The organism is Streptomyces sp. NPDC050759, assembly GCF_044456945.1.
Classification (GTDB): domain Bacteria; phylum Actinomycetota; class Actinomycetes; order Streptomycetales; family Streptomycetaceae; genus Streptomyces.
Genome location: NZ_JBITGI010000015.1, coordinates 213576 through 238555 on the forward strand (window position 1 = coordinate 213576; position 24980 = coordinate 238555).

The 24980-nt window shown below is 68.4% G+C and carries 19 protein-coding genes and 2 pseudogenes; 10 read left to right on the plus strand and 11 right to left on the minus strand.

Features of this window, described 5'->3' with window-relative positions; all coding sequences use genetic code 11:
- Nucleotides 1-105: 105 nt before the first annotated feature.
- The gene (locus ACIBJB_RS35920; RefSeq protein ID WP_398937055.1) at nt 106-1905 is read right to left on the minus strand and encodes a flavin-containing monooxygenase; all 1800 of its coding nucleotides are present in this window, start codon (nt 1903-1905) and stop codon (nt 106-108) included.
- A 198-nt stretch (nt 1906-2103) separates the two neighbouring features.
- Nucleotides 2104-5307, minus strand: coding sequence for a condensation domain-containing protein (locus tag ACIBJB_RS35925; RefSeq protein ID WP_398937057.1), 3204 nt, complete (start codon nt 5305-5307; stop codon nt 2104-2106).
- A gap of 611 nt (nt 5308-5918) precedes the next feature.
- Between ACIBJB_RS35925 and ACIBJB_RS35930 the strand changes: the two genes are divergently transcribed.
- The 4 genes from ACIBJB_RS35930 (at nt 5919) to ACIBJB_RS35945 (ending at nt 11327) form a co-directional block, all read left to right on the plus strand.
- Nucleotides 5919-6587 (plus strand): LmbU family transcriptional regulator, encoded by a 669-nt coding sequence (locus ACIBJB_RS35930; protein WP_398937059.1) that lies wholly within the window; start codon nt 5919-5921, stop codon nt 6585-6587.
- A 230-nt stretch (nt 6588-6817) separates the two neighbouring features.
- The gene (locus tag ACIBJB_RS35935; RefSeq protein WP_398937061.1) at nt 6818-7525 is read left to right on the plus strand and encodes a thioesterase II family protein; all 708 of its coding nucleotides are present in this window, start codon (nt 6818-6820) and stop codon (nt 7523-7525) included.
- Nucleotides 7522-8370 carry a mycofactocin-coupled SDR family oxidoreductase gene (locus ACIBJB_RS35940; RefSeq protein ID WP_398937063.1) on the plus strand — a complete coding sequence of 283 codons (849 nt, stop codon included), beginning with the start codon at nt 7522-7524 and terminating at the stop codon, nt 8368-8370. Before ACIBJB_RS35935 ends, ACIBJB_RS35940 begins: the two co-directional genes overlap by 4 nt.
- Before the next feature lie 59 nt (nt 8371-8429).
- Nucleotides 8430-11327, plus strand: coding sequence for a non-ribosomal peptide synthetase (locus tag ACIBJB_RS35945; RefSeq protein ID WP_398937065.1), 2898 nt, complete (start codon nt 8430-8432; stop codon nt 11325-11327).
- A 506-nt stretch (nt 11328-11833) separates the two neighbouring features.
- Here ACIBJB_RS35945 and ACIBJB_RS35950 read toward each other — a convergent pair.
- The 4 genes from ACIBJB_RS35950 to ACIBJB_RS35965 all read right to left on the minus strand — a co-directional run bounded on the left by ACIBJB_RS35950 (nt 11834) and on the right by ACIBJB_RS35965 (nt 15631).
- Nucleotides 11834-12262: an ester cyclase gene (locus ACIBJB_RS35950; RefSeq protein ID WP_398937067.1), complete on the minus strand. Its 429-nt coding sequence runs from the start codon at nt 12260-12262 to the stop codon at nt 11834-11836.
- A 192-nt stretch (nt 12263-12454) separates the two neighbouring features.
- Nucleotides 12455-13303: an alpha/beta fold hydrolase gene (locus tag ACIBJB_RS35955; RefSeq protein ID WP_398937069.1), complete on the minus strand. Its 849-nt coding sequence runs from the start codon at nt 13301-13303 to the stop codon at nt 12455-12457.
- Between the two features lie 222 nt (nt 13304-13525).
- On the minus strand, nt 13526-14224 hold the full coding sequence (locus ACIBJB_RS35960) for an SDR family oxidoreductase (RefSeq protein ID WP_398937071.1): 699 nt from the start codon (nt 14222-14224) through the stop codon (nt 13526-13528).
- Nucleotides 14225-14998: 774 nt separating this feature from the next.
- Nucleotides 14999-15631, minus strand: a complete 633-nt coding sequence (locus tag ACIBJB_RS35965) for an isochorismatase family cysteine hydrolase (RefSeq protein ID WP_398937073.1) — start codon at nt 15629-15631, stop codon at nt 14999-15001.
- Nucleotides 15632-15759: 128 nt separating this feature from the next.
- Between ACIBJB_RS35965 and ACIBJB_RS35970 the strand changes: the two genes are divergently transcribed.
- The gene (locus tag ACIBJB_RS35970) at nt 15760-16314 is read left to right on the plus strand and encodes a winged helix-turn-helix transcriptional regulator (protein ID WP_398937075.1); all 555 of its coding nucleotides are present in this window, start codon (nt 15760-15762) and stop codon (nt 16312-16314) included.
- A 159-nt stretch (nt 16315-16473) separates the two neighbouring features.
- On the opposite strand, the gene ACIBJB_RS35975 is transcribed toward ACIBJB_RS35970, so the two are convergent.
- The 4 genes from ACIBJB_RS35975 to ACIBJB_RS35990 all read right to left on the minus strand — a co-directional run bounded on the left by ACIBJB_RS35975 (nt 16474) and on the right by ACIBJB_RS35990 (nt 21505).
- Nucleotides 16474-18036: a long-chain fatty acid--CoA ligase gene (locus tag ACIBJB_RS35975; protein ID WP_398937077.1), complete on the minus strand. Its 1563-nt coding sequence runs from the start codon at nt 18034-18036 to the stop codon at nt 16474-16476.
- 58 nt (nt 18037-18094) lie between these two features.
- On the minus strand, nt 18095-18952 hold the full coding sequence (locus tag ACIBJB_RS35980; RefSeq protein WP_398937079.1) for an SDR family NAD(P)-dependent oxidoreductase: 858 nt from the start codon (nt 18950-18952) through the stop codon (nt 18095-18097).
- On the minus strand, nt 18945-19793 hold the full coding sequence (locus ACIBJB_RS35985; protein WP_398937081.1) for an alpha/beta fold hydrolase: 849 nt from the start codon (nt 19791-19793) through the stop codon (nt 18945-18947). Before ACIBJB_RS35985 ends, ACIBJB_RS35980 begins: the two co-directional genes overlap by 8 nt.
- A 572-nt stretch (nt 19794-20365) precedes the next feature.
- Nucleotides 20366-21505, minus strand: a complete 1140-nt coding sequence (locus ACIBJB_RS35990) for an ABC transporter substrate-binding protein (protein WP_398937083.1) — start codon at nt 21503-21505, stop codon at nt 20366-20368.
- Nucleotides 21506-21596: 91 nt separating this feature from the next.
- Between ACIBJB_RS35990 and ACIBJB_RS35995 the strand changes: the two genes are divergently transcribed.
- Nucleotides 21597-22055: a MarR family winged helix-turn-helix transcriptional regulator gene (locus tag ACIBJB_RS35995; RefSeq protein WP_398937085.1), complete on the plus strand. Its 459-nt coding sequence runs from the start codon at nt 21597-21599 to the stop codon at nt 22053-22055.
- 115 nt (nt 22056-22170) lie between these two features.
- Here the strand turns inward: ACIBJB_RS35995 and ACIBJB_RS36000 are convergent, their stop codons facing one another.
- Nucleotides 22171-23040: a helix-turn-helix domain-containing protein gene (locus ACIBJB_RS36000; protein ID WP_398937087.1), complete on the minus strand. Its 870-nt coding sequence runs from the start codon at nt 23038-23040 to the stop codon at nt 22171-22173.
- Between the two features lie 183 nt (nt 23041-23223).
- Here ACIBJB_RS36000 and ACIBJB_RS36005 point away from each other — a divergent pair, with 183 nt between their 5' ends.
- From ACIBJB_RS36005 to ACIBJB_RS36020, 4 genes and pseudogenes are all read left to right on the plus strand, one after another.
- On the plus strand, nt 23224-24240 hold the full coding sequence (locus tag ACIBJB_RS36005) for a zinc-dependent alcohol dehydrogenase family protein (RefSeq protein WP_398937089.1): 1017 nt from the start codon (nt 23224-23226) through the stop codon (nt 24238-24240).
- 117 nt (nt 24241-24357) lie between these two features.
- A pseudogene (locus ACIBJB_RS36010) lies at nt 24358-24558 on the plus strand (SDR family NAD(P)-dependent oxidoreductase); the annotation flags it as partial.
- Nucleotides 24559-24606: 48 nt separating this feature from the next.
- Complete coding sequence (locus tag ACIBJB_RS36015; RefSeq protein WP_398937100.1) at nt 24607-24723, plus strand: SDR family oxidoreductase; 117 nt, start codon at nt 24607-24609, stop codon at nt 24721-24723.
- A 134-nt stretch (nt 24724-24857) separates the two neighbouring features.
- Nucleotides 24858-24980 (plus strand): annotated as a pseudogene (locus ACIBJB_RS36020) (oxidoreductase); the annotation flags it as partial.

The following is a 24980-nucleotide window of genomic DNA, read 5'->3' on the forward strand; positions in this document are numbered from 1 at the left end:
ACTTCGCGAGGCTAGCAGGCGGCACTCGCCAGGGTGAATGAGTCCCGGGCAGCACTCGAGGGAGCCCGGGAGGACTGTCTCGCCGGCGAGACGGGGCAAGCGGCTTCACCTGTCCGAACGGTGGAATTCCAGGCCGTCGAACTTCCCGCTGCCCCGCCATTCCTGAAGGTGCCGGAAGAAGCCCAGGCCATCGGGGAACTCGTATTCATCCCAAAGGGAATGCGGACCGAGTTCCATTCCTTCGTTGTTGGAGTAGCCGGGGGTGCATTCCGTGCCCAGGAACGTGCGCCACTCCGGATCGACTCCCACGTTGCTCATCCAGGCGTCCTCCGCCTGCCGGGTGAGTTCGACGACGTCGGCCCCCGTGGTGACCGCGTGCGCGATGGCGGCGGCGACGGTCTTGGCCGCCTCGGACAGGTTGTGCGCGAGGTTGGAGAACCGTGTCCCGCCCGTGAGCGACTGAACGAGGAACGCGTTGGGGAACCCGTGCACATGGAGTCCGTGCATCGTGCGCATGCCGTCGGTCCAGTGCTCCGACAGTCGCCTGCCGTCCCTGCCGACGGGGTCGAATCCGGCGCGCCGGGTGGGCGCGGTGCCGACCTCGAACCCCGACGCGTAGATGATGCAGTCCACCTCGTACTCGGTGCCGTCCACCACGACACCTCGCGGCGTGATCCGCTCGACGCCCTTGCCGTCCGTGTCGACGAGACGGACCGTCGGCTCGTTGTAGGCGTTCAGATACTCGTCGTGGAAGGTCATGCGCTTGCACGGAAGCCAGTACCAGGGCTTGAGGAGTTCCGCGGTCCGTGCGTCCTTGACCGTCTCCTCCACCCGGGCGTGGAGCCGGCCCATCTTCTCCATGTCCGCGTAGTACTCGCCGCGAATCTCCTCGGACGTGTCCGAGTCCGGCGGCGAGCCCTCTCCGGCGTTGCGCCACATCCTGGCCATGGCGGTCCAGCCGTCGTTGATCAGATCCTCGGCCGGCTGCTCGGCCGACGTCATGTTGGCCGCGTAGTTGTCCAGCCAGCGCTGCTGCCATCCAGGCGTGGCCATCCGCGCGAACCACTCCGGGTCGATCGGCCGGTTGTTGCGGACCTCGATGACGGAAGGCGTGCGCTGAACCACGAACAGTTCCTGGCATGCGGTGGCCAGGTGAGGGACGCACTGCACCGCGGTGGCGCCGGTGCCGATGATCGCCACCCGCTTGTCCCGCAGGTTGCCCAGCGGTCCGCCGACCGGGTCGCCGGTGTAGGCGTAGTCCCATCGGCTCGCGTGGAAGGCATGGCCCGCGAAGGTCTCGATGCCCGGGATGCCGGGGAGCTTCGGCACGGACAGGTGGCCGAGCCCCAGGCTCACGAACTGGGCGGTGAACTCGTCACCGCGGTCGGTTCGCACGGTCCACAGGCGGGCGGACTCGTCCCAGTCCAAGCCGGTGACCCGGGTGTGGAAGAGCGCGTTCTCGTACAACCCGTACTGCTTGCCGATGCGTTGGCAGTGCTCCAGGATCTCCGGGCCGCGCACGTACCACTCGGTGGGCACGTAGCCGGTCTCCTCCAGCAACGGCAGGTAGATCATGGACGCGATGTCGCACTGGGCGCCCGGGTACCTGTTCCAGTACCAGGTTCCGCCGAAGTCGCCGCCGGTGTCGACGATCCTGACATCGGTTACCCCCGCCTCGTTCAGGTGGGCGCCCGTCATCAGGCCGGCGAACCCCCCGCCGATGACCGCGACCGTGACGTGGTCGCGGTACGGCTCGCGCTCGATGCGATCGGTGAAGGGGTCCTCGTTCATGTGCGCGAACCCGCCACTGAGGGTCAGGTATTGGTCGATGCCGTCCGGCCGCAGTCTCTTGGCCCGCTCGGCGGCGTTCTTCGCGAAATGCTCCGACACCTTGTTCCTGGACATAAAAGTCTCTCCTCCGCATGCATTTCTCCGGCCGCCCGGCCAACACCTGGAATGTGTCGTGGTCGGTACTCGACGAGGCCCGTGGGTTTGTCTCGCCGGCGGGACGGACCCCCGCCCGTTTCAAGATCGATTCGAGGTGGGTGGCGGGCGTGGGTCGGCGTGATCAAACGCCCTCTGAGTACGAACGCGTCGCCACCGTCATGAGTCCGCTCTCCTGCCCAGCACGGGCCGCGGCGCGCCGGCCTCGGCACCGAGCTGAGCGGCGAGCTCCCCGAGCGACCGCTCTTCGAAGAACGCCCGCAGCCGCAGCTCACGGCCCATGACGGCGCGCACCCGACCGATGACGATCATGGCGAGCAGCGAATCGCCGCCCAGATCGAAGAAGTTGTCGTCGACGCCCGCCTGCGGAACGCCGATCACCTCGGCCACGATCTGGCACAGCTGCCGTTCACGGGGGTCGGCGGACGCCGAGACGCTTCGGACGGTGTCCGGCACGGTGCTCGACGGATCGCCGCCCGACAGCGCCCTGCGGTCCACCGTCCCGTCGGGGGCGGTCGGAAGAGCGGCGAGAACCTGTACCCGGTCGGGCAACAGCGCGGAGGGGAGCCTGCCGCGCAGGAACTCCCGGACCGTGGCGGGCGTCAGCGCGTCCTGGCCCTCGTCGCCGGGCACGACGTACGCCACCAGTTCGGCCAAGCGGGTGCCGGCCCCGGTCGCCACGACCGCGGCGTGGGCGAGGGCGGGGTGCCCGAGCAGCGCCCCCTCCACTTCCGCCGGCTCCATGCGCAGGCCGCGGATCTTGACCTGGTCGTCGACGCGCCCCCACAGCTCCAACTGCCCGTCGGGACGCAGCCGGCCCCTGTCGCCGGTGCGGTACATGCGCTGTCCGGGGACAGGGCTGAAGGGGTCGGCCACGAATCGGTCGCTGGTGTGCGCCGGCTGTCCCGCATACCCCTGGGCCACGCCGCGTCCACCGATGCAGATCTCCCCGACGAACGTGGGCGGCAGCAACTGCAACTGGTCGTCGACGACGTAGATCCGGGACGTGCCGACCGCGCGCCCGGCCACCGGCTTCGGGTGTTCGCGAATCTCCGCCCTGGCCGACTCGACGGTGCACTCGTTGAGCCCGTACACGTGGAACGCGAGCAGCCCGGGTTGGTCGTGCAGGCGCTGCCACAGCCGGTCGGACGGGCTCTCGCCGCCGATCACCACGATCTTCGGCGGGTGCGGGAGCGTCAGGAGGCCGTCGTCGACCAGCATTTCCAGCCGGCCGCTCGCACAGTCGAGTACCTCGATCGCCGTTTCGGGATCCGACCCACGGGCGAGGAGCTGATACGGGTCCGTTCGTTCCTCTTCGTCGATCAGCAGCAGCCGGTGCCCGAAGGCGATCATGCCGAGACAGTGGTTGACGAACACGCCGGAGGTCAGGGAGCTCAGCGCACCGACATTCACCTGACGGCCTTCGGGCAACCGCGCGTACACCGGCGCCAGTTGGGTGGTGGCGAGCGCGAGAAGGCTCGCCTGATCGATGACCACACCCCTCGGCTGTCCCGTGGAACCGGGTGTGAAGACCACATAGGCCGGAGCGGCGGCCGGGCGGCGCGCGAAGCCGCCGTCGGCCGGTTCGTCTCCGGAGGTCGTCTCCGCGTCCGCCAGGAGCGCGGCCGCCGAGACGGTCTCCACCTCGGCGAACGCCTCGTCCGCGATGACGAGAGCGATGCCCGCCTCCTTGAGGAGCAGGCGGCGGCGGAACTCGGGCTGTTGCGGATCCAGCAGCAGGAAGGCGCCGCCCGCGCACCAGGTGGCGAGCATCGCGACGATCAGATCGCTGCGCCTGTCCAGGCAGATCCCCACCACGGTGCCGGTCCGCACGCCGCGAGCCTCAAGGCCCGCGGCCATCGTCCGCGCCCGGCCGGCCAGTTCGGCGAAGGTGAGCCGCGCGCCGTCCGCCACGACTGCCTCCCGTTCGGGCACGGTGGCCGCGGTCAGTTCGAAAAGGTCCCACGCGGATGTGGGTTCCGAGGGAGTACGGCCGCCCTCCGGTTCACCGCTCGCGCCGAGCGCCAGGGTTTCCGCCAGTGCGGCCTGGTCGAGCAGCGGGATGCTGGCGAGCGCGACATCGGGTTGCCGGCTGAGTGAGCCCAGCAGGTCGCCGTAGGCCTTGGCGAACCGCTGCATGGTTGCCTCGGAGAACCGCTGGCGGTTGAATTCGACGTTGAGTGAGACTTCGCCTGCCAGCCGCTGTACGTCCAGCGAAAGGTCGAACTGAAGCCCCGACAATTCCGCGGGCTCCGGCAGGAGCGTCACCTGGAGACCTTCGAGTGCCCATACGTCGCTCAGATCGAGCATGCCATAGGTGATGGCAGCCTGGAACAGGGGGTTGCGGTCGGCGTCACGCTCGGGAGCCAGTGCGCCCACCACCACCTCGAACGGAACGTCCTGGTAGTCCAGTGCGTCGTGAACCGTTTCGCTCACGAGAGCGAGAAGCTGATCGAAGGTCAGTGCCGAATCCACCTGGCAGCGCAATGCCACCGTATTGGAGAAGAATCCGATCGTTCCGAAAAGTTCTGGGCTCGGTCGGCTGAGCGTCTGCGTTCCGACCGATATGTCACTCGTTCCCGCCCAACGCTGCAGCAGAACGAAGTACACGGACAGCAGGCCGGCGAACGGGGTCACCGAGCGAGCCCGGCAGAACTCTTCGAATTCGGCCACCACATTCTGCGGGACGGTGATCGGCAACCTCGATCCGATCATTGTGCCCGGGCTCTCGTCTCCGTCCTCGGGCATCGACGCCGGCTGCATACCTGCCAGTCGGCCACGCCAGTAGTCCAGGGCGGCCTCATCCACCTTGGAGCCGTTCTCCGTCAGGCAGAAGTCGGCGTACTGTGCGGCCGGCACGGCGAAGGCGGGCGCGTGCGGGTCCGCGTAGGCGAGACGGAGTTCTTCGGCGAACACCTTCCCGGAAATCTCGTCCGTGATGATGTGGTGGAACGCGAAGACCACCAGGTGGAGGTTCGGCGATATCCGTATCACCGACGTTCGCCAGAGCGGGCCCGACGACATGTCGAACGGAAGCTCGACGACCCTCCTGGCCTCGGCCTCTGCCCATGCTCGGCGCTCGTCCCGCGAGTCGCCCTCGGCCTCCACGAGGTCGATCAGGACCGGCTGCGTGGCGTCGCCGTCCTCGTCGTGCACCCATTGGAATACTTCGCCGCCGCGCTCCAGGAATGTGGTTCGAAATGCCTCGTGCCTGCTGCGCAGCACGTGAAGCGCGCGCTCCAGCCCGTCTGTCGAGAGATCTCCGTCGACGGTAAGAACCGGCCTCCAGACGTCGGACGAGTTGTTCGGTCGCATCACCGAGGAGAAGTACATCCTGCGCTGTGGTGATGAGGCGGGAACCATACGCGAATGACGCTTGCCCGCGAGACTGTCACCCTCAAGATCCGGCATATCAAGCCCCTGTGTGTGACGTATTCGGGGCACGGAAGCCCTCCCCTGTCGATCGGCCGTTCCTTCGGTAACACCTTTTTTCAACGTGGGCCCCAAACATGACGCCTCTCCGGAGTCATATCCAGCCCTGGCGGGGTTACTTCGCTCCGCTCACCTGTCTCGCCGGCGAGACACCGCCGGGATGCAGGCGCACTATCGCACCGATCGGCCGGGAACATGGCGAATTGTCCGATGGGTGACACGGGGCGGCACAGCTCACCGATAAGAGGTTTTCTTTAAGCAAAATCTCTCCGGTGTCGGCTCCCTCATTTGCGTCACTCATTTCCGCGCCGTAGCGATATGCGAGTGCGGTTGGCAGTCGACTCGTCCCCGCGCCGTAGCGAGCGGCCCGCATGTTGCGCACAATTACGCCCTGGATGACGTCCAACTGTTACGGTTGGCCAATACAGGCGAAAGCATCAACCAACGGGGGATCGTTGCGCACTGCTATCCTAACAAAGAGGACAAACGAGACAACTGCGCGGAATGTTGCAGCGGCAGGCACTGCGGGACAGCTGCTGAGTATGGGCGTGCAGTTCCACAAGTCCGGCTTGTCGTTCACATCCAGGCAGAGCCTCAATGTGTGGGAGCAAGTCGGGACCGGACTGCTCTCTTTTGCAGACTCTTCTACCTGGTGGGTCGCCGACTGGCTGGTTTACGGTGAATCCGAGTTCCAGGACCGTTATCACGAAGCCGTCAAGCGGACGTCGCTCAGCTACCAGACGCTTCGTAACTACACGTGGGTCGCGCGCAAGTTCCCGCTGAACCGCAGACGGCAGAATCTGAGCTTCAGTCATCACCTTGAAGTGGTGGCGCTCGATCAGCCGGAACAGGACTACTGGCTGAGGAAAGCGGAAGCGATGCGCTGGAGCAGGAACAAGCTTCGCGGGGAGGTTCGTAGCAGCCTCCGCGCGCGGCAGGGCGAGGTGGCCGCGTCCGAGAGCCGCCCTGAGCTGGACAAAGACGGTCCCGCCAGGACCAGTTCGGCTGCGGAGCGGGTCGAACCCGCCGCGACCGGATCCGGCTCGGGTCCGGACCGGCGTGATGCCGACCCCTCGCCCGAAGCGGGCCAGCTGCACATTGAACTCCCGGCCGAAATCCTGGCACAGATCCGGACCGCTGCCAGGAAGGAAGGCGCGCCGGTCGAGACCTGGGCGATGGAGATACTGCGGCGGGCGGCCGGCGGGTCCTGAGGTGAGGGTGCCGTCGCACGTCGGGAGACCTCCTGGGTGCCTTTCCGACGTGCGGTGGCCGCCGGTACCGTTTTGAAGCAGGTTTCGTTCTCCAGGATATTTTGCGGCGAATCCATTCGAGGACGCCAAAGGCATTTATCTGGGCCTGGTAAACGGTGACGTGTTTAACCGGTGTCCATGATGACGAAGGCGCTGTTGGGTGAATGGCATTCCAAGTATGAGGATGATGAATGACCCTGTCATTGTTGTGCATACCCTTCGCCGGGAGCGGCGCCGGCTTCTACCGGGCCTGGCCGAACGGCGGTGAGCAGGGTCTTCGGATCGTCCCGTTGCAAATGCCCGGCCGGGAGGAGCGTTTCCTGGACGACCCGTACAAGGACGCCGCGGAGGCGGCCAAGGACCTTGCCGGCGCCGCGCTCCGCCTGGTCGGCGGGGCGGAACGAGTGGTGCTCTTCGGGCACAGTCTCGGCGCCGTGCTCGCCTACGAGACGGCTCGTGAACTCCAGGCGCAGGGCTTCACCGCGGTGGAGCACCTCTTCGTGAGCGGGTCCCCCGGTCCCCGGAGCGGTCGCACCGGGCGGACCGCGGATCTCGACGACGACACCTTCGTGGAGCGGGTCGCGGAGCTCGCCGGGTACCGGCATGCGGCACTCGACGACCCCGACCTGCGGGAGGTGCTGCTTCCCCTGCTCCGGGCGGACGTGGCCCTGCACGAGGAGTACCGCCCCGTTTCGGACGAGCCGTTGACGCTGCCTGTCACCGCGCTGCGCGGGACGGACGACGCCCTGGTGAGCCGGGCGCAGTGCGCGACCTGGGAGACGGCGACCACCGGGCCGTTCGAGCTGAAGGAACTCGCGGGCGGACACATGTATCTGACCGAGAGGGAACAGGATCTGCTCGCTGTCATCGGCGCCGTGGCGCGGGGCGCCCGCACATGACGCGCGACAGGAAGAGTGCCGCAGGTGCGACCCTGGAGGGCAGGACCGCGGTGATCACCGGCGCGGGCCGTGGCCTGGGACGCGCCTGTGCGCTGCGGTTCGCGGAAGAGGGAGCCGACCTCGTTCTCCTCGACGTGGGCGAGGACATCGAGGGCGTCCCCTACCCCCTGTCGACGAGCGGTCAGCTCACGCACACCGCCAAGCTCTGTGAGGAGCGCGGCGCGGCGGTGCTGGCCGAGTCCGTCGACGTACGCGGCAGTGTCACGCCGGCCGTCGAGAAGGCGCTCGACCGCTTCGGCCGTATCGATGTCCTCGTCAACAACGCGGGCATCGCCGCCCCTTCGGGAAAGGCTGTCCACGAGATCACCGAGGACGAGTGGCGTCTGATGATCGACGTCGACCTCTCCGGCGCGTGGCGCATGATCAAAGCCGTGGTGCCGACGATGATCGCTCAGCGGCGGGGCAGCATCATCAACGTCTCCTCCACCGCCGGTCTGGTCGGCTACCGGCACTTCGCGGGGTATGTCGCCGCCAAGCACGGGCTGATAGGGCTGACCAAGGCCGCGGCCCTCGACTACGGGCCGCACCAGGTCCGGGTCAACGCCCTCTGCCCGGGCTCCGTCGCGGACGACCCGGTGGTCGACGGCCGGATGCTGTCCGAGATCGCTCGCTCCCTGGACGTGGCCGTGGAAGACCACGAGAAGGTCTTCGTCCAGGCGCAGCCGATGAACTCGCTCATCGCTCCCTCCGACATCGCCGGCGCCGCCCTCTGGCTCGCCGGTGACGACTCCCCTCAAGTGACCGGCAGCGTACTGACGGTCGACGGGGGCTTCACCGCGCGCTGACGGGCGTCGGCCGATCGTGTTCCCCGCATCCTTCTTGGCGCACCGACAGGAGTTCTCCGATGGCGACAGCCCACTGGTCCGTGCCGCTGCAGTGCCATGAGCAGGCCGCCATGTGCCACAGCCTGACGGTCAGGTGCCCGCAGCCCCCCAGCAGTGGTGAGCTTCGGCGACGGTTGGAACAGGTCGGCGAACTCGCCGAAGGCGTGCTGTGGGAACGGCGCACCCGGGAGCGCTCGACGGCACCGGCGGCGCAGCGGTACGCGGAACAGGAAGCCCGCAGGCCGCTGCGCGCCACCTCCGGTCCGGGGCTGCGCATCACGCTCGTGCGGCATACGGACGACGTCGCCGATCTGGTCCTGGTCGCCGACCGTGACGCCCTGTCCCGGGCGGCACTGAGCGACCTGGCCGGGTTCCTCACCGGCGGTTCCCTGCCCCGGGCAGGTCGGCATGGCACCGCGCGTGAGACGAGCGGTGCGGGGGCCGCCCCACTCGCGGGGCCGGAGTGGGGCCTCGGTGACCTCGCGCGCCGAGGCCTCGTCGGCGCGGCCCGATTCTCCACGGCGGTCTGCGAAAGCCCGGTGGACCGCGAGCTGTTGACCGCCGCGACCGCCCTCGTCCTGGCCCGGTACGACGCCGAGCAGACACCGCGGATCGCCCTGCTCGACCCCGACGCGGCAGGACCGGACGCGTTGTCCACGTATGTCCTCACGTACGACGAGACCATGTCCGTCGCCGGTTTCCTCGCTGGTGGGCCCGGGACACGGGAGCCGGTCGGCGAACCGGCGACAGAGTCCGGGGGCGGCCACGCGATTCCTGTGGGCATGGTCTTCGGCGAGTGGGACGACGCGCGGAAGTACTACCCCTGCCTCGCGCCCGTCTTCCCCCTCACGCTCCAGGCCGAGCAGCGCCCGGACCGGTCCTGGAGCGCCACCTGCTGGTACGACGAGGGTGTGATCGATCCGCGGATCGCGCGCGCCTTCGCCGATCAAGTGGCCCACGTCGCACAGTGGTTGGCGGATCCGGGCGAGTCCGGGGAAGAACTGCCGCTGTCGGCCGTCCCCCTGATGCCGGCCGAACGCGCCGCGGACATCGTCCGGCGGGGAGCGACTCCTCCGGTCGCCGCGACCCCCACCGCCGCTTCGACTGTCCACGGGCGCTTCGAGGACCTGGTACGCCGCCATCCGGACGCAGTCGCCGTCACGGACGGCACCCGCACCCTGACCTATCGCCGGCTGGATGAGCAGGCCGAACTCATGGCCGAGGGACTGCGCTCCTCGGGGGCGGTGCCGGGGAGCATGGTCGGCGTGTGCCTGGAGCGCGACGCGACCCTCGTCGTCACCTTGCTCGCGATCCTCAAGTCCGGCTGCGCCTACGTACCCATGGACGTCGAGTACCCGCACGAGCGCCTGCGCTACACGGCCGACAGCGCCGGGGTGCGCGTCGTCGTCGCCGCAGCCGACGTGTTCCCGGTCGTCGAGGGCGTGCGGTCCGTGCCCCCCGAGGAGCTGCTCCGGCTCGGCGAGCGGAGCGCCTCCCGCGGCCGGACCACACCCTGCGACGAGAACGACCCCGCCTACATCATCTACACGTCCGGATCGACGGGGCGGCCCAAGGGCGTCGTCGTCCCGCACCGCAACGTGCTGGCCCTGGTCGACGGCACGGCCGAGGACTTCGGGCTCGGCGCGGACGACGTCTGGACGATGTTCCACTCCAGCGCGTTCGACTTCTCCGTCTGGGAGATCTGGGGCTGTCTGCTGACCGGCGGGCACCTCGTGGTGGTGCCCTTCTGGATCACGCGGGACACGGGGGAGTTCCACGCACTGCTCGCCGAACGACGCGTCACCGTGCTCAACCAGACGCCCTCCGCCTTCCTGCCTCTCGTCGCACAGGACCGGGAATCGCCCGCCGAGCTCGCGGTACGCCTGGTGATCTTCGGCGGTGAGCCGTTGGACGCCCGTGAGCTGCTGCCCTGGTTCGCCCGCCACCCGCAGGCGGAGTGCCGTCTGGTCAACATGTTCGGGATCACGGAGACCACCGTGCACGTGACGGCGCAGACCGTGACGCCTCAGGCGGCTCTGCGGGGGAGCCGGTCGGTGGGCCCGGCGCTCCCCGGCTGGTCGGTGTCCGTACGTGGACCGCGAGGAGAGGTGCTGCCGGTGGGAGCGGCGGGCGAGATCTGGGTCGGCGGGGCTGGAGTCGCCCGGCACTACCAGGGGCAGCCGGAGCTCACGGCGCGACGTTTCGTCATCGACCCGGTGACCGGTGAGCGGATCTACCGCAGTGGCGACAAGGGTCGTATGAGGCCCGACGGGTGCCTGGAACACCTGGGCAGGATCGACAGCCAGGTGAAGATCCGCGGGTACCGGATCGAGCCGGACGAGATCCGCAACGTCCTGCTCGGAGCACCGTCGGTCTCCGGGGCGACCGTCGTCGTCCACCACGACGAGAGTGGCGATCGAGCAGTCGACCGGCTGGATGCCTACGTAGTGCTCAAGAGGGACACGACAGTGGCCATGGTCGCGGAGCATGCCAGGCGGCTCCTGCCCGACTACATGGTCCCGGCAACGGTCACGGAACTCGATGCCATCCCTTTGACGATCAACGGGAAGGTCGATGTCGCACAGCTCCCCGCACCGACCGCCGCTCGGCCGGCCGTGCCAAAGTCCCCGGATCCCGTCGAGACCGGGCCCGCCGACCGGCTGGAGCGTGACCTGCTGGACATCTGGCGCCGGCACCTGGGTACGCGGGTGGGCCCTGAGGACAACTTCTTCACGCTGGGCGGCAACTCGCTCCTGGTCGTCCGCGTACTGGCCGAGGTCAAGGAGCTCGGCGCACCGAAGATCGCCGTGCGGGACTTCTACCAGAACTCCTTCGCACGACAGTTCGTCCAACTGGTCAGGGAGCGGATCACTCTCGCTTCCGAGACCCCGGCTGCCCTTGGTGGCGCGCGGAGCTGACCTCGTCGCAGGGACGGGACCAGTGCGCACTTGTGCTCGGAACCTTCTACGGCGGCGGCGAGGCCGGCTGCACCGACTACCCCACCCTCTCCGCCCGACAGCCACGGCCCTACCGGTCCCGGCGGGCGGGAACGGCCAGATGGCCCCTGGAGGTACCACGTGTCTGAGCACGCTGCGTCCCGGCCTCGTCGGGTGACGGGGTGGAGAACCCGCATCCGGGCATGGGCTTTCAGTGAGTGCGCGTGCAGGTCCTGATGCAGGCGGTGACGGACGGTTTTTGCGACCTGGGCGGCGTGAGGCGCTGAGCCGTGCGGTGAAGTCCGGGACGGATCATGTCAGTCGACCTCTGGCCCGTGTGTACGAGCCTCTCCCCGCCCGCCCCGAAGGCGTGATCCGCATCGACTCGATCGACAACCTCGCCAGGCGCGTAACGGGTGACACCGCACCCACCTGGCGAGGCACCTCCTAGTGCATACAGGTCGATATCGCTGAAGCACATGCCTTTCTCAGGACTGCAGCTGGGCGAAGAGCGTCGCCAGGTCGATGAGGCCCCAGTGGTCGGTGAGCTTCCCGTCGGCCACCTTGAACATGTGGATCTCCAGCACCTTGATCGGTCGGCCGGTGGCGGGAGTGCCGTTGAAGGGCCCGGTGTTCGTGCCGGTGAGGATGAAGCTGATCGTGAACCAATCGTCCTCGGCGACGACACGGACCGGCGTGGCGGCGAAGTCGGGGACCGCGTCGAGGAACGACGCCAGCACCGCGCGGGACTCCTCGACGCCGGTGGTGGTGCCGTCGGCGGCGTGGTTGCGGAAGTCCGGCGCGTACAGGGCGAACAGGGCGTCGAGGTCACGCAGGTTGACGCGCCGGACGTACTCATCGGCAAGTCGGTGCGAGTCGGCGGTGGACGTTCGGGTTTCTATGTTCGACGAAGACATGTGCTTCTCCCATGGGGTCGTGTCGTGAGGTGCCCCGGGCACCAACGGATCGGTTCCGGGGGCGTTCGGCGGTGTTGATCGGCAGGCGGATCAGGCGGCTCTTCGCACGGTCAGAAGGTGCCGGAAACTGCCTCTGACCCGGTGTCGGTGGTCTGCCGAGCGGATGGGGTGCCGACGTTTCGGTCGGTGTGGTCAGGTGGCCAGGAAATTGGCTACTTCGGTGGTGAAGGCCGTGGCGTGCTGGAACAGGAAGGCGTGGCCGGCGTCGCCGTAAAGGACCAGGGTGGCCGAGTCGAGGTGCTGGACGGCGACGTAGGAGGCCAGGGCGGGGGCCATCACGTCGCGGACGCCGCCTGCGTACAGGACGGGCTGCTTGATGGTCTCCAGGTTTACCCGCACCTGCTCGAAGGGAACCGCCATGTACTTGGCGATGGCCTCGCGTTGGCGCATCGCCGCTGTCTCGGACACCGCGGGGCCCCCGGCGGCCAGTCGGGTCGAGACCTTGGTGAGGTGCTCGACCCCGGCGGCGCGGCCCGCGTCGGTCTCGGGGAAGAACAGGTAGAGCAGGTCGTCCGCGCCGGCGTCGGGCTTGGCCATGATGCCCTGCGCCTTCTCCGGCAAGGGTGGCGCCCCGGGCACCCGGCCCGGACTGCTGCCCGCCACGACCAGTTTGCGGACGAGGTCGGGCCGCCGCAGCGTCACGTGCTGGGCCACGAAGCCCCCCATGGACCAGCCGAGCAGGTCGGCCTGGGTCAGGCCGAGGGCCTCGATGAATTCGATGGCGCCGTCGGCGAATCCCTCGACGGTGTCGCGCGGTTCACCGGTCGTGTAGCCGATCCCGACGTTGTCGAAGAGGATCACGTCGTGGTCGGCGGCCAGAAGATCCAGGAACTCCGGGTCCCACCAGTCGATGGTCCCGCGGAAGCCGCTCACCAGGACCAGGGGAACGCCGCCCCGTGGCCCCATCCGCCGGTAGGTGAACGTTGCGGAAGCGCCTTCCACGGACAGGTCCTCGGCCTTGTCCGCCAGATAGGTACTCATCAAGGGTGCTTCTCCCTTTTGCCGGTGTACCTGAGAAATGGGGCCTGTTGGGGCGGGCGTCAACCGGCCGCCTTGTCGGCTTGCGGATCTCTTGGCGAGGACCCGACCGTGGAACGGCGAGGCGCATCGTGCGCAGGGGTGACGACGGGACAGCCGACGGTCGGCGCGGTCACGGCGCGGCATCGGCACGCAGCACGGTGCGGATTCCCGGGTGGTCGGCCCTCAGGGGAGCTGCGGGTAGAGCGCGGAGACGCCTCCGGCCAGTGCGGCCTGCGCATGGCGGGAGATGTCGTCCGCGAGGATCTCGTAGGCGCCGGCGGCGATGCCGTCGACGGCGATCCGCGCGATGTCGGCCGGGTCGGACTTGGCCGCGTCGACGGTGCGGACCATGTCGGTGTCCATGTAGCCGACGTGCAGGCCGGCCACGCGGATGTGCTGGTCGGCGAGTTGCACGCGCAGGGCGTTGGTCAGCGACCACTCCGCGGACTTGGCGGCGCAGTAGGCGCCGGACTGCGGGAAGCTGACCCAGGACAGGACGGACAGGATGTTCAGGATCGATCCGCCGCCGCCCGCCGCTATCTGGGGTGCGAAGGCGCGGACCACGGAGAGGGTGCCGAGGTAGTGGGTGTCCATCTCCAGGCGGATGTCGTTCAGGTCGGCGGTCAGCAGGTCGGCGCCGGTGGACGACCCGGCGTTGTTGACCAGGATGGTGACATCGCCGGTGGCCTGGGCGGCCGCCGCCACGGAGGCGGGGTCGGTGATGTCGAGCGCGATCGGCTTGGCGCCGGGCAGGTCGACCTGGTCGGGGTTACGGGCGCCGGCGTAGACGGTGGCGCCGCGGCTGAGCAGTTCGGCGGCGAGGGCCCGGCCGAGGCCGCGGTTGGCTCCGGTGACAAGGGCGGTGTGGGTGGAGAGGTCCATGGAGGGTTCCTGGTGAAGTAAGAAAGGCTCGCTGCTCGCAGCAACGCCGCCCCGGTGAGCGGCGTCGGCCGTGCGGCAGGTGGTCGGGCTGTGGTTGCGGGCGGGGTGGTGGGCGGTGGTGGAGGGGCGCCCGGCTGGGAAGGAATCGCAGCCCGGCGATGGTGCGGTCTGGCGGCTTGCGCTGTGAGCGACTGCCGAGAGGGCAGGGGTGAGCGTGCGGATCTGTCCCGCGAACCCAGGGTGGTCGGCTTGATGTCCGAGGGCAGGCCCGTCATGAGGGTTGTCGGTCGAGTCGTCGGTGGTGAGACCTGTGCACTTAGATTACGATCGTAATGTTATGTGGTTGCCTCGGCGATTGCAAGCGCTCTGCCGCCTCGTCGACCGCCCAGGAGCCGTCGGCGAGTGGACGCGTCGGCGTCGAGCGGGGGGGGGTGGGGGAGTGCCGGTAGGGCCTGCCGATTCCGAGATGCGTGTCCCGCGCGATCCGCTTCAGGGATGCGCGCATGTCCCGGATGCGAAGGCGGCGCGCGTGGCGTCAAGGACGGCGGTCATGACGTCCCGGGCAAGGTGCTTCAGGCTTCGCAGGCTTCGCAGGCTTCGCAGGGTTCGCACGGTTCGCCGGGTTCGCCGAGCCGTCGGCCCCAGATCTGTTCTCTGTCGCTTCGGCACGTCGCCGAACGCGAACTCGATGGGTGCCCCCGTCGCAGGGTTCAGCCCCGTGCCGCCGTCCCCGACGCACCGGCCGCGCCCCGTTGGGCGGTTCTGCCGTGAGCGTCAGGCGTGTGCACGCTTGAACGTGGTGGCGATCTCGTCGGCGCTCACGATGGCGTGGGCGTAGCTGGGGCCGTTGAGGTCGTGGGCTGCGTGCAGCATCTCCCGGGTCCATGCGGCGGTGGCTCCGCGTACCAGGGTCACGTGGTAGCCCAGTTCCATGGCGTAGCGGCTGGTCGATTCGATGCAGGTGTTGGCCAGCATGCCGACGGTCACCACGTGGGTGATGCCGTGCTTCCTGAGCTGGAGGTCGAGATCGGTGTTGGCGAAGCCGCTCTGCCCCCAGTGCTCGTGGACGACGACATCGTTCTCCTGGGGGACGAAGTCCGGGTGCCAGTCGCCGCCCCAGGCTCCGTCTTCGAAGACCCGGTTCTGGTTGCCGCCGGCCTGGTCCGCCGTGAGGAAGTTCCAGTTCGCGTAATTGCCCTCGCGCCAGCGGCGGTGCGGGACGACGAAGACCTGGATGCCGGCCGCACGTGCGGCGGCCGTCACCGCGCGCAGGTTGTCGAGCAGGCCGACCTCGGTGGCGACCTCTTCGACCAGGGGCCACAGTTTCCCTCCTTCGGAGAGGAAGTCGTTGTAGGGGTCCATCAGGAGCAGGCCCGTGTGTGCCGGCTCGTACTGGGTCTCGGTCATGAGTCGTCCCTCCAGAAGCACCAAGGAGTCCACGTCTGTGCAGCGGATGCTCTCTCGGCTCGTCCACCATAACTCAAAAAAACATAGTCACTACTCTATTTTTCATAGAAACTCCTTCGATTTCTGCGATGATGGAGACGGAGCGAGTCCACGAGGAGGACGACATGGGCGGCTGGTCGGAGATCACGAGCACGGAGTGCCCCATCGCGCGTTCGAGCGCTGTGATCGGGGACCGCTGGACGCTCGTGATCATGCGCGAGCTGACCATGGGCAACCGCCGCTTCGACTCGCTGCAGGTCCAGACCCTGGCTTCGCCGCAGATGCTGACCAACCGCCTCAAGCGACTGGAGGCCGACGGCATGCTCGAGCGCCGGGTTTACAGCGACAGGCCCCGCCGCTACGAGTACCACCTCACCGCCAAGGGCGAAGCCTTCGCCTCGGTGCTGCTCGCCCTCCGGGCGTGGGGCGAGATGTGGTGCAAGGAACCCGGGGAAGGGATTGCCGTCCATCACCTCCACAAGGCGTGCGGTCGCGAGGTGGGCCTGAGCGGCACCGTGTGCGAAGGCTGCGGCGAGCCCTTCACCATGAACGAGGTGACAGGTGAACTCAGCGCGGCCTTCGCACGCGAACGTGCGGACAGGAGCGCAGCCGCCAGGCAGGATGCCGAAATCCGCTCAACCTGACCTCTGCTTGCACCGGCGTGGCCAAGGCCAGGCCGCCGGCAGCGGATCGGCACTGAGTCCGTCTTCGTAGCCGTGGACCGGCGGCCGACGCGACTGGGTGCCAGCCGCGAGGCGCGTGCGTAGGCAGGGACCCCCTGGCGCCGGAGACGGTCCTGCTTTCTAGGACAGTTCGCGCTTGAGGATCTTCCCGGTGGCGGTCATGGGCAGGGCGTCGACGAACTCGACGATGCGCGGGTACTTGTAGCCTGCGAATTGCTTTCTTCCCCAGGCTTTCAGCTCGGCCTCAGTCGTACTGTCTCCGGCCTTCTTGACGACGACGGCCTTGATCTCTTCCCCGTGACTCGGGTGCGGAACTCCGATGACGGCGACCAGGGAGACCGCGGGGTGCTCCATGAGCACCTCCTCGAGCTCGCGCGGGTAGACGTTGAACCCGCCGCGAATGATCATGTCCTTGGACCGGTCGACGACGAAGTAGAAGCCGTCCGCGTCCCTGCGAGCCAGATCTCCGGTGCGGAACCATCCTTGGTTGATGGCCTCCGACGTGGCCTCGGGGCGCTGGTAGTAGCCCTTCATGATGTTGTAGCCCTTGATCGCGATCTCCCCGACCGCGCCGGGGCCGTCCTCCACATCCGACCAGTCATCGTTGATGAGCTTCATCCGGACGCCGGCGATGGGCCGGCCGATCGAGCCGACACGGGGCTCCTCGCCATACGTGGCGAATGACGCGATGGCCACCGTCTCCGAGAGCCCGTAGCCCTCGAGGATCGTCACGCCGAAACGTTTCCTGAACTCTTGGTGGATCTTCGCGGGAAGCGCGGAACCACCGGACACGGCGATGCGCAGGTTGGCGGCCAGTCGGGCGACGTCGACGCTGTCGTCGAGTGCATCCAGCAGGCCCCAGTACATGGTCGGTACGCCGCCGAAGAACGTCACGTCATGGTCGAGCATGAGCTCCAGCGCCCCTCGGGCGGAGAACCTCGCTTGCAGGACGAGTGTGCCGCCGAACCCGATGGCGCCGTTCTGGATGACCATCTGGCCGAAGGCATGGAAGAGCGGAAGGACGCACAGGTAGACGTCGGGTGTCGCGGAGTCGGACTCGAAGAGCTGGACACCGGCGCGGGCGATGTCGTACACGTTCCGGTGTCTGAGTTCCGCGCCCTTGGGCTGCCCGGTGGTGCCGGACGTGTAGAGGATGACCGCGGTGTCGTCGTCGGCGCACTCGACCGTCTCGAACGTCTCTGGCTGCCCGGCGACAGCGGGAGCATAGATCTGGTCCGGGGTGACGCCGTCCACAGATGTGCCGCTGCCGATGAGGAAGAAGTGCGCGGCCCGATCGGCGGCCTGAAAGGCCGACCATGCCTCCTGCCCGATCGGGAGCTCTGGGCCGCCTTCGAAGGCGAAGTACGCCGTCGCGTCGGAGTCGTTGAGGTGGTAGGCGATCTCGCGCGCTTTGAGGAGCACGTTCAACGGCACGACGACCGCGCCGGCCTTGAGGATTCCGAAGTAGATCGTCGTGAACTGCGGGCTGTTCGTGCAGGACAGGGCGACCTTCTCGCCGGGGCGGATGCCCCGCTCGGTCAGCAGGTTCGCCACCCGGTTCGACGCCGCGTCGAGTTCCGCGTAGGAGATCCGATCGCCACCGAAGACGATCGCCGTGCGCGCCGGGTTTTCCGATGCGGTGCGGCTCAGTAGACCGGACACGTTCCGGGTCGAGTTCGTCATCGATGGCTCCTGGTCTGTGCTTGCTTTGCTTGTTCGGGGCACCGCGTTGTTCCTGACATCAGGTGGTCAGGAAGTCCTCGCCCTCACGCGTGTCGAGGCGTCCGAGGATGTTCTGGACGGTGCGATCCCGTGCCAGGCCGGAGTCCAGCCCGAGTGCGATGATGCCGCGGGCCTGCGAGACCACGGTCCATCTGCGGGGACGAAACACCTGCACGTCCCGGCGGCGCAGGCCGTCGACGACGGCCCCCGCCGCTTGCTCGGGGCTGATGCGCTTGCGCAGGAACCTCGGTTGGGTGCCGAGCAGCGCCTGGGCCACCGGATCCTCGTCGAGGCCCTGCCGGGTCATGTCGGTGTTGATCACCGCGAAGTACGCGGTCGTGACGCTGACACCATGAGCGGCGAGCTCGACGCGCAGTCCACGGCCGAGCTGCTCGACCGCTGCCTTGCTCATCGCGTACGGGATGGCGCCGGCACCGTTGACGAAGGCGAACACCGACGAGATCAGGACGAGCCGGCCACGGTTCTCGATGAGGCTCGGAAGGGTGGCGCGGACCGTGTTGAGCGCACCTCCGACGTTCACGTCGAAGAGTCGGTCGACCACCGAAGGCGATGACGCCCGGAGGGTCGTGCCCCGCCCGAGTACGCCCGCGTTCGCGATCACGATGTCCAGGCGGCCGGCGTCCCTGACGACGGTCTCGGCCGCTCGGGTCATGTCGCCGAGGTCGGTCACATCGCCGGTCAGGTAGGTGACCCGTTCGTCGATCGCCTCGCCCGCGGCCGGGCGGTGCAGATCGATCACGAAGACCCGAGCACCGGCGGCGGTCAGCGCCCGCGCGGTCGCCGCGCCCAGGCCCCGGCCGCCACCGGTGACGAGGGCGACCTTCCCGGCGATCGACCGGTCGGGCCTCTCAGCCATCGAGGAACTCCAGAACCTCGGGGACGAACTCCCGGTGGTGCTGGAAGACGCCGCCGTGCCCGGAGTTCGGGTAGATCTTCAGGCGGGCGTTCGGGATCCGGCGGGCCATGTCGGCCGAGTTGCTGCTCGCGACCATGAGGTCGTGATCACCGTTGGCGACGAAGACCGGCTGGGTGATCACCGAGAGGTCGTCGGGTGCGTGCAGTCCGGCGGCGCGGATGGCCTTCAGCTGCGCCCGCCGAGCCTGCAGGGAGATCTTCTCGTCGCGATTCCGGGTGCGCTCCTTGAGCCGGGCGAGGTAGTCCTTCGCGGCCCTCTTGCCCTCGGCGTCGCGCGGGAAGAACAGGAACGTCCTGGCGTCCTTCAGGGTGAGCGCGGACTTGACGTACGCCCTGACCGCGACCTTGTTGATCTCCTTGATGCCGCCGCCTCCGCGGGGACCGGTCCCGGCCAGGATGATCCGGCGCACGAGTTCGGGTGCCTGCAGGGCCACCATCTGTGCGACTCCGCCGCCGAGCGAGAACCCGAGGAGGTCGACCTTCTCGAGTCCCATCGCACGGATGAAGGCGACGGCGTCGCGGCCCATGTCCGCGACGTCGGGCGGCACGGATCCTCCGGACCCGCCGACCCCGCGATTGTCGAACGTGATCACCCGGCGACGGGCGGCGATGCCGTCGATGATCCTCGGGTCCCAGTCATCGAGGACGGCCATCAGGTGGTGCAGGAACACCACCGGAACACCACCGGTCGGACCGAGCTCGCGGTAGGCGAACGGCACCCCGCCGACGTCGATCGTGCGGGTGGGGACGTCGATCCACTTCATGCTCTTTGTCGTTCTCATCTGACCTCACCGGATACGGCGCGAGGACCGCGGTTCCGTACATTTGTATTACGATCAGTCTTCTTACGGTTGTAATAGATACACGCCGGAACGGGGTGGCGGCAAGGGCTCTGCACCGCTGAACGGTGGTTGTCACCGAAGGCGCCGGTCCGACCGGCCGCCGCGAAGACGTCTCGAGCAGAAGTCGGCCTGGACCTGGGCCGCGCCTGGGCGGCGCCTGGGCGGCGGCTTTCCGGCCGGCAGCGGTGACGGCCTGCTCGTCGCTGTTGTCGGCGCGGTCCTGGCGGTGAACTTCAGCCCTCGGTATGTCTGCGGGCTAGGCCGGTGGCCTCGCACTCCCATCGCCTTGTGCTGGAGGCGTTCGCTTCGAGCTTGGTGCCCTCCAGGGCGGCGCGTCCCATCGTGACCATGCTGTCCGTGCCGGGCGACTGCACCAGGGCCCTCAGGGGCGGCACCCCGGCGCCGTGTCCGCACGCCGAGCGCCTCCCAACGGCCGGACCCGCCGCCTACCGAATCCTGGGGGCCGCGCACCAACAGGGGTCGGCTTGGTGCGCGGCGCAGATGGCGCGGTTTCAGAATCGGCCGGGGGTGCGGCCGAGGGTGTTCTGGGGGTCGGCGGGGTCGGGGCCTTGTACTGCTCCGACGTACAGCTCCACCTGGGACTTGAACCGGTCGACAGCGGCGCGGTCGCTCATGAACTTTGGAAAAGCGAGGGGGTCGGTGGTGCTGTAGTCGGCGAGGGGCTTCAGCCCCGCGGGCGGGGCGACATCGGCGCGTACCGACCAGGTGAAGCTCGCGATGACGTTCTGCTGAGCCTGTTGGGAGAGCAGCCAGCTCATGAACAGTTTGGCGGTGGCCTGGTGCCGGGACCGTCGGAAGATGGCGGCGCGCTGTGCCCAGGACGGGAACCGGTCGTGGCGGGGCAGCACCTGAACGCTGTTGGGGCCCGTGCCCCCGGCTCCGGCCGGGCTGGCAAGGTAGGTGCCGTCCGTCACGCCGCTGATGGAGCCCAGCAGGCCGCGGACGTAGGTGGGCCGCTGCGCGGCGAACTTGTCCAGCCAGTCCCAGCCGTACTGGTCGACGAACAGCTTGTACTGGAAGAGCACCGCGTCGTCGTCGTTGGGCCAGGTGGAGACGATCTTGTTGGTGAAGACGGGGCTGAGCAGGTCGGTGGCACGGAAGTCGTTCGGGTCGGCCGGTGCCTGGTGGATGCCGACGATCGGGGCGAACGCCCCGTAGTAGGCGCTTGCCCAGTGGCCGTCGGGGTCCTTGGCGTTGTCGAACACGTTGTCCCAGCCGACGGGGCGGTACCGCAGGAGTTCGCCCATGGCCTTCCAGCGGTCGAAGTCGTGTGTGGTCTGCAGGATCGCGATGTCGGCGACCAGGTTGCCGGTGGCGAGTTGGTTGTCGATGCGCGCGTCGTGGTACTTGCTCAGGTCGGTGACCGTGTTGATCCGGATGCCGGGGAATTGCGCAAGGAAGGCCTGCGGGATGAAGTCGAAGAACCCGGGGGCGTCGCCGCCCATGTAGAGGGTCGCCCGTCCGCCTTCGTCCTTGGCCGCGCGGTACAGGGCCTGGAGCTGTTCTGGTTCGCCGGCCGCCGGGTCGCCGGAGGGCGCGGCGGAGGCCGCGTTCGATGTCATGGTCTGAAGACCGGCCGCGGCCGTGCCGAGCGCCGCGGCCCGGAGGAGCGTCCTTCTGCTGAATCCCATCGTGGGTACCTTCCCTACGCCCATCGACTTCAAATTTGAAGTCGATGGTCAAGGTACTCTCCACTTAAAATTTGAACAAGGAGGTGGAGGCGTGGGCCACACGCGATGGTTGACCGGCGAGGAGATGCGGGCCTGGATGGCGTTCTTCAGCGCCGCTGCCCTGCTGAACCGGCGCCTTGACCAGCAGTTGAAGGACGATGCCGACCTGACGCACGTGCAGTACGAAATCCTGTCCAGGCTCTCCGGAGCCACGGGCCACGAGTTGCGCATGACGGAACTCGCCGAGTCGGTGTACGCCTCCCAGAGCGGTGTGACGTACCAGATCACCCAACTGGAGAAGGCGGGGCTGGTGCGGCGTCGGATCTGTCCGAGCGGCCCTCGTGCCGTGTATGCCGTCCTTACCGACGCCGGTTTGGCCACGCTCGAGCGGGCTGCCCCGGGTCACGTGACCGCGGTCCGCGAGCTGCTCATCGACGTCCTGACCCCTGAGCAGCTCACTGCCTTGGCCGACGGTCTGGGCAGGGCCCGCGACCGCATGCTGGGGCAGTGAGTCGGCACTCGGCACTGCATCTTTGCCGTCGGCGCAGTGCTCGGACACGGATCTGCCTCTGTGCCAGGTCGTCGGCACGACCGCCGGCCGTACCTGCGGCGGCGGCCCGTCGTGGTCAGCTGACGGGGGAGGAGGCGGGCAGGTTCTGGTCGGCGGCCCAGGAGGCGAGGATGCGCAGTCGTTCGTGGGTGGGGGAGCCGGGTGCGGCGGTCCAGACGGTCAGATTCTGGTCGGGGTCCGTGTTGGCGGTGAGGGTGTCCCAGTCCAGGACGAGTTCGCCGACGACGGGATGGTTCAGGGTCTTCGTGCCCACCGTGCGGGCGGCGACATGGTGATCGCCCCACCAGCGGGCGAACTGCTTGTCGCGCAGGGACAGTTCACCGACCAGCTCGATCAGGCGGGGGTCCTCGGGGTACTTCGCGGCCTCCATACGCAGTTGGGCGACGGCGATGTGCGCGGAGGTCTTCCAGTCGGCGTACAGGGTGCGCATGGCGGGGTCGGTGAAGACGATCCGCGGGTAGTTGCGGTGCTTTTCCGTGATGCCGGAGAAGTCGGTGACCAGTGCGGCGGCCAGCGCGTTCCACGCCAGAATGTCCCCGCGCCGGCCCTGCACGATGGCCGGGGTGGCGGTGAGGTCGTCCAGGACCCGCTGCAGCTGCGGCTGGACCTTCTGCCGTCCGCGGCGCCGGGTGCGGGTGGTGGTCTTGCCGGCGAGCTGGAAGAGGTAGCCCCGCTCGTCGTCGTCCAGATGGAGTACCTGGGCGAGGATGTCCAGCACGGGCGCCGATGCCTGCATACGGCCCTGCTCGAGACGGGTGTAGTAGTCGGTGCTGATGCTGGCGAGCTGGGCGACCTCCTCGCGGCGCAGCCCGGCCACCCGGCGGGGCTTGCCCGTCTCGGGGAGGCCGACCGTGCGCGGACTCAGCTCGGAACGGCGCTTCTTGAGGAATTCTCCCAGCTCATTGAGGGGAACGTTGGCGGTCATGCTTCCCAGGATGACACCGGTTCCACTCGGGAAAGGGGGGAGAGTTTACTCCCAGGATGTTCTCCTCCCAGGATTAATTCCTCCGCTTTTCGCGCCTGCCCTCGCGTGTGAGGCTCGATATCGAGCAGCCGATGGCGATCACCGGCTGCGGTCACCGACCCCCGCACCGAAGGAAGCATCCCCATGCGCGGAGCAGTCATCTACGCCCCTGGCGACGTGCGCCTCGAGGAGCTCGACGCACCGAAGATCATCAACCCGACCGACGCGGTGATCCGCACGGTCGCCACCTGTGTGTGCGGCTCGGACCTGTGGCCCTACCGTGGCGCGGAACCCATCGGTGACCCGCACCCGATGGGGCACGAGTACGTCGGCATCGTCGAGGAGGTCGGCAGCGAGGTCGCCAACGTCAGGCCGGGCCAGTTCGTCGTCGGGTCGTTCGCCACCTCGGACAACACCTGCGCGAACTGCCGTAACGGCTGGCAGTCCTCCTGTCTGCACCGCGAGTTCATGTCCACCTGTCAGGCCGACTACGTGCGCATCCCCAACGCCCACGGCACCCTGGTCGCCACCGACGAGCACCCGTCCGGCGAACTCGTGCCGAGCCTGCTCGCCGTCTCCGACGTGATGGGCACCGGCTGGTACGCCGCCCTCGCCGCCGAGGTGAAGCCCGGCTCGACGGCCGTGGTGGTCGGTGACGGAGCGGTCGGCCTGTGCGGGGTCATCGCCGCAAAGGAGCTGGGTGCGGAGCGGATCATCGCCATGAGCCGCCACGAATCCCGGCAGAAGCTCGCCCTGGAGTTCGGCGCCACCGACATCGTCGCCGAGCGCGGCGACGAAGGCATCGCCCGCGTCAAGGATCTCACCGAAGGGATCGGCGCGGACTCCGTGCTGGAGTGCGTGGGCACCGCCGAGTCGATGCGGCAGGCGCTGAGCTCCACCCGACCCGGCGGCAACGTCGGCTTCGTCGGCGTCCCGCACGAGGTGGCTATCGACGGCCAGGAGCTGTTCTTCTCCCAGGTCGGCCTGCGCGGCGGCCCCGCCCCCGTACGCCGCTTTCTGCCCGACCTGATCGACCGCGTCCTCTCGGGCCGGATCAACCCGGGCAAGGTCTTCGACCTCACCCTTCCCCTGGACCAGGTCGCCGAAGGCTACAAGGCCATGGACGAACGCCGCGCCATCAAGACCCTGCTCAAACCCTGAGCGCATACGCGCCCACATCCGGGCCACACCGAGGCGGTGCGCCCACATCCGGGCCACACCGAAGGGGTGCGCCCACAGGACCGGCAACCGCCCCCCCCGCGCACACATGGACTCACCATGACGACCTTCGCCCTCGTCGGCGCCGGCCCTGGGCTCGGGCTCGCCACCGCCCGCCGCTTCGGAGCCGCCGGCCACGCCGTCGCCCTCATCGCACGCAGCGCCGAGCACCTGGAGGAGATGACCACCGAGCTGGCCGGTGACGGCATCGGGGCGCGCGGCTTCACCGCCGACGTCCTCGACATCGAGTCGCTGAACGCGTGATCATCGGGGCGCCGACCATGGCCATGGCGACGCTGCGCCGAGCCGATCGGACGCCTGGGCACACCGGAAGACATCGCGGCCGCTGTGCTCTGCCTCTGCTCGGACGCCGCGTCCTACGCCACCGGCCACGCCCTGGTCGTCGACGGCGGCCAGGCCGTCTGACGGCGTCGCGGCAAGGTGTAGTGCCGCCGCAGTTGATTCAGGCACCGCTGACATAGTCGTGCCGCCGCAGTTCATCCAGGCCCCCTGACATCAGTCGTGCCGCCACATCTCCTCACCTGAAGGGGCAACAGCCCGTGAATCCCACCTACGACTTCACCGGTCAGGTCGCCTTCGTCACCGGCGCCGGCGCCGGTATGGGCCTGGCTACCGCCCGCGCGTTCGCCGCGTCCGGAGCCGCCGTCGCCCTCACCGACATC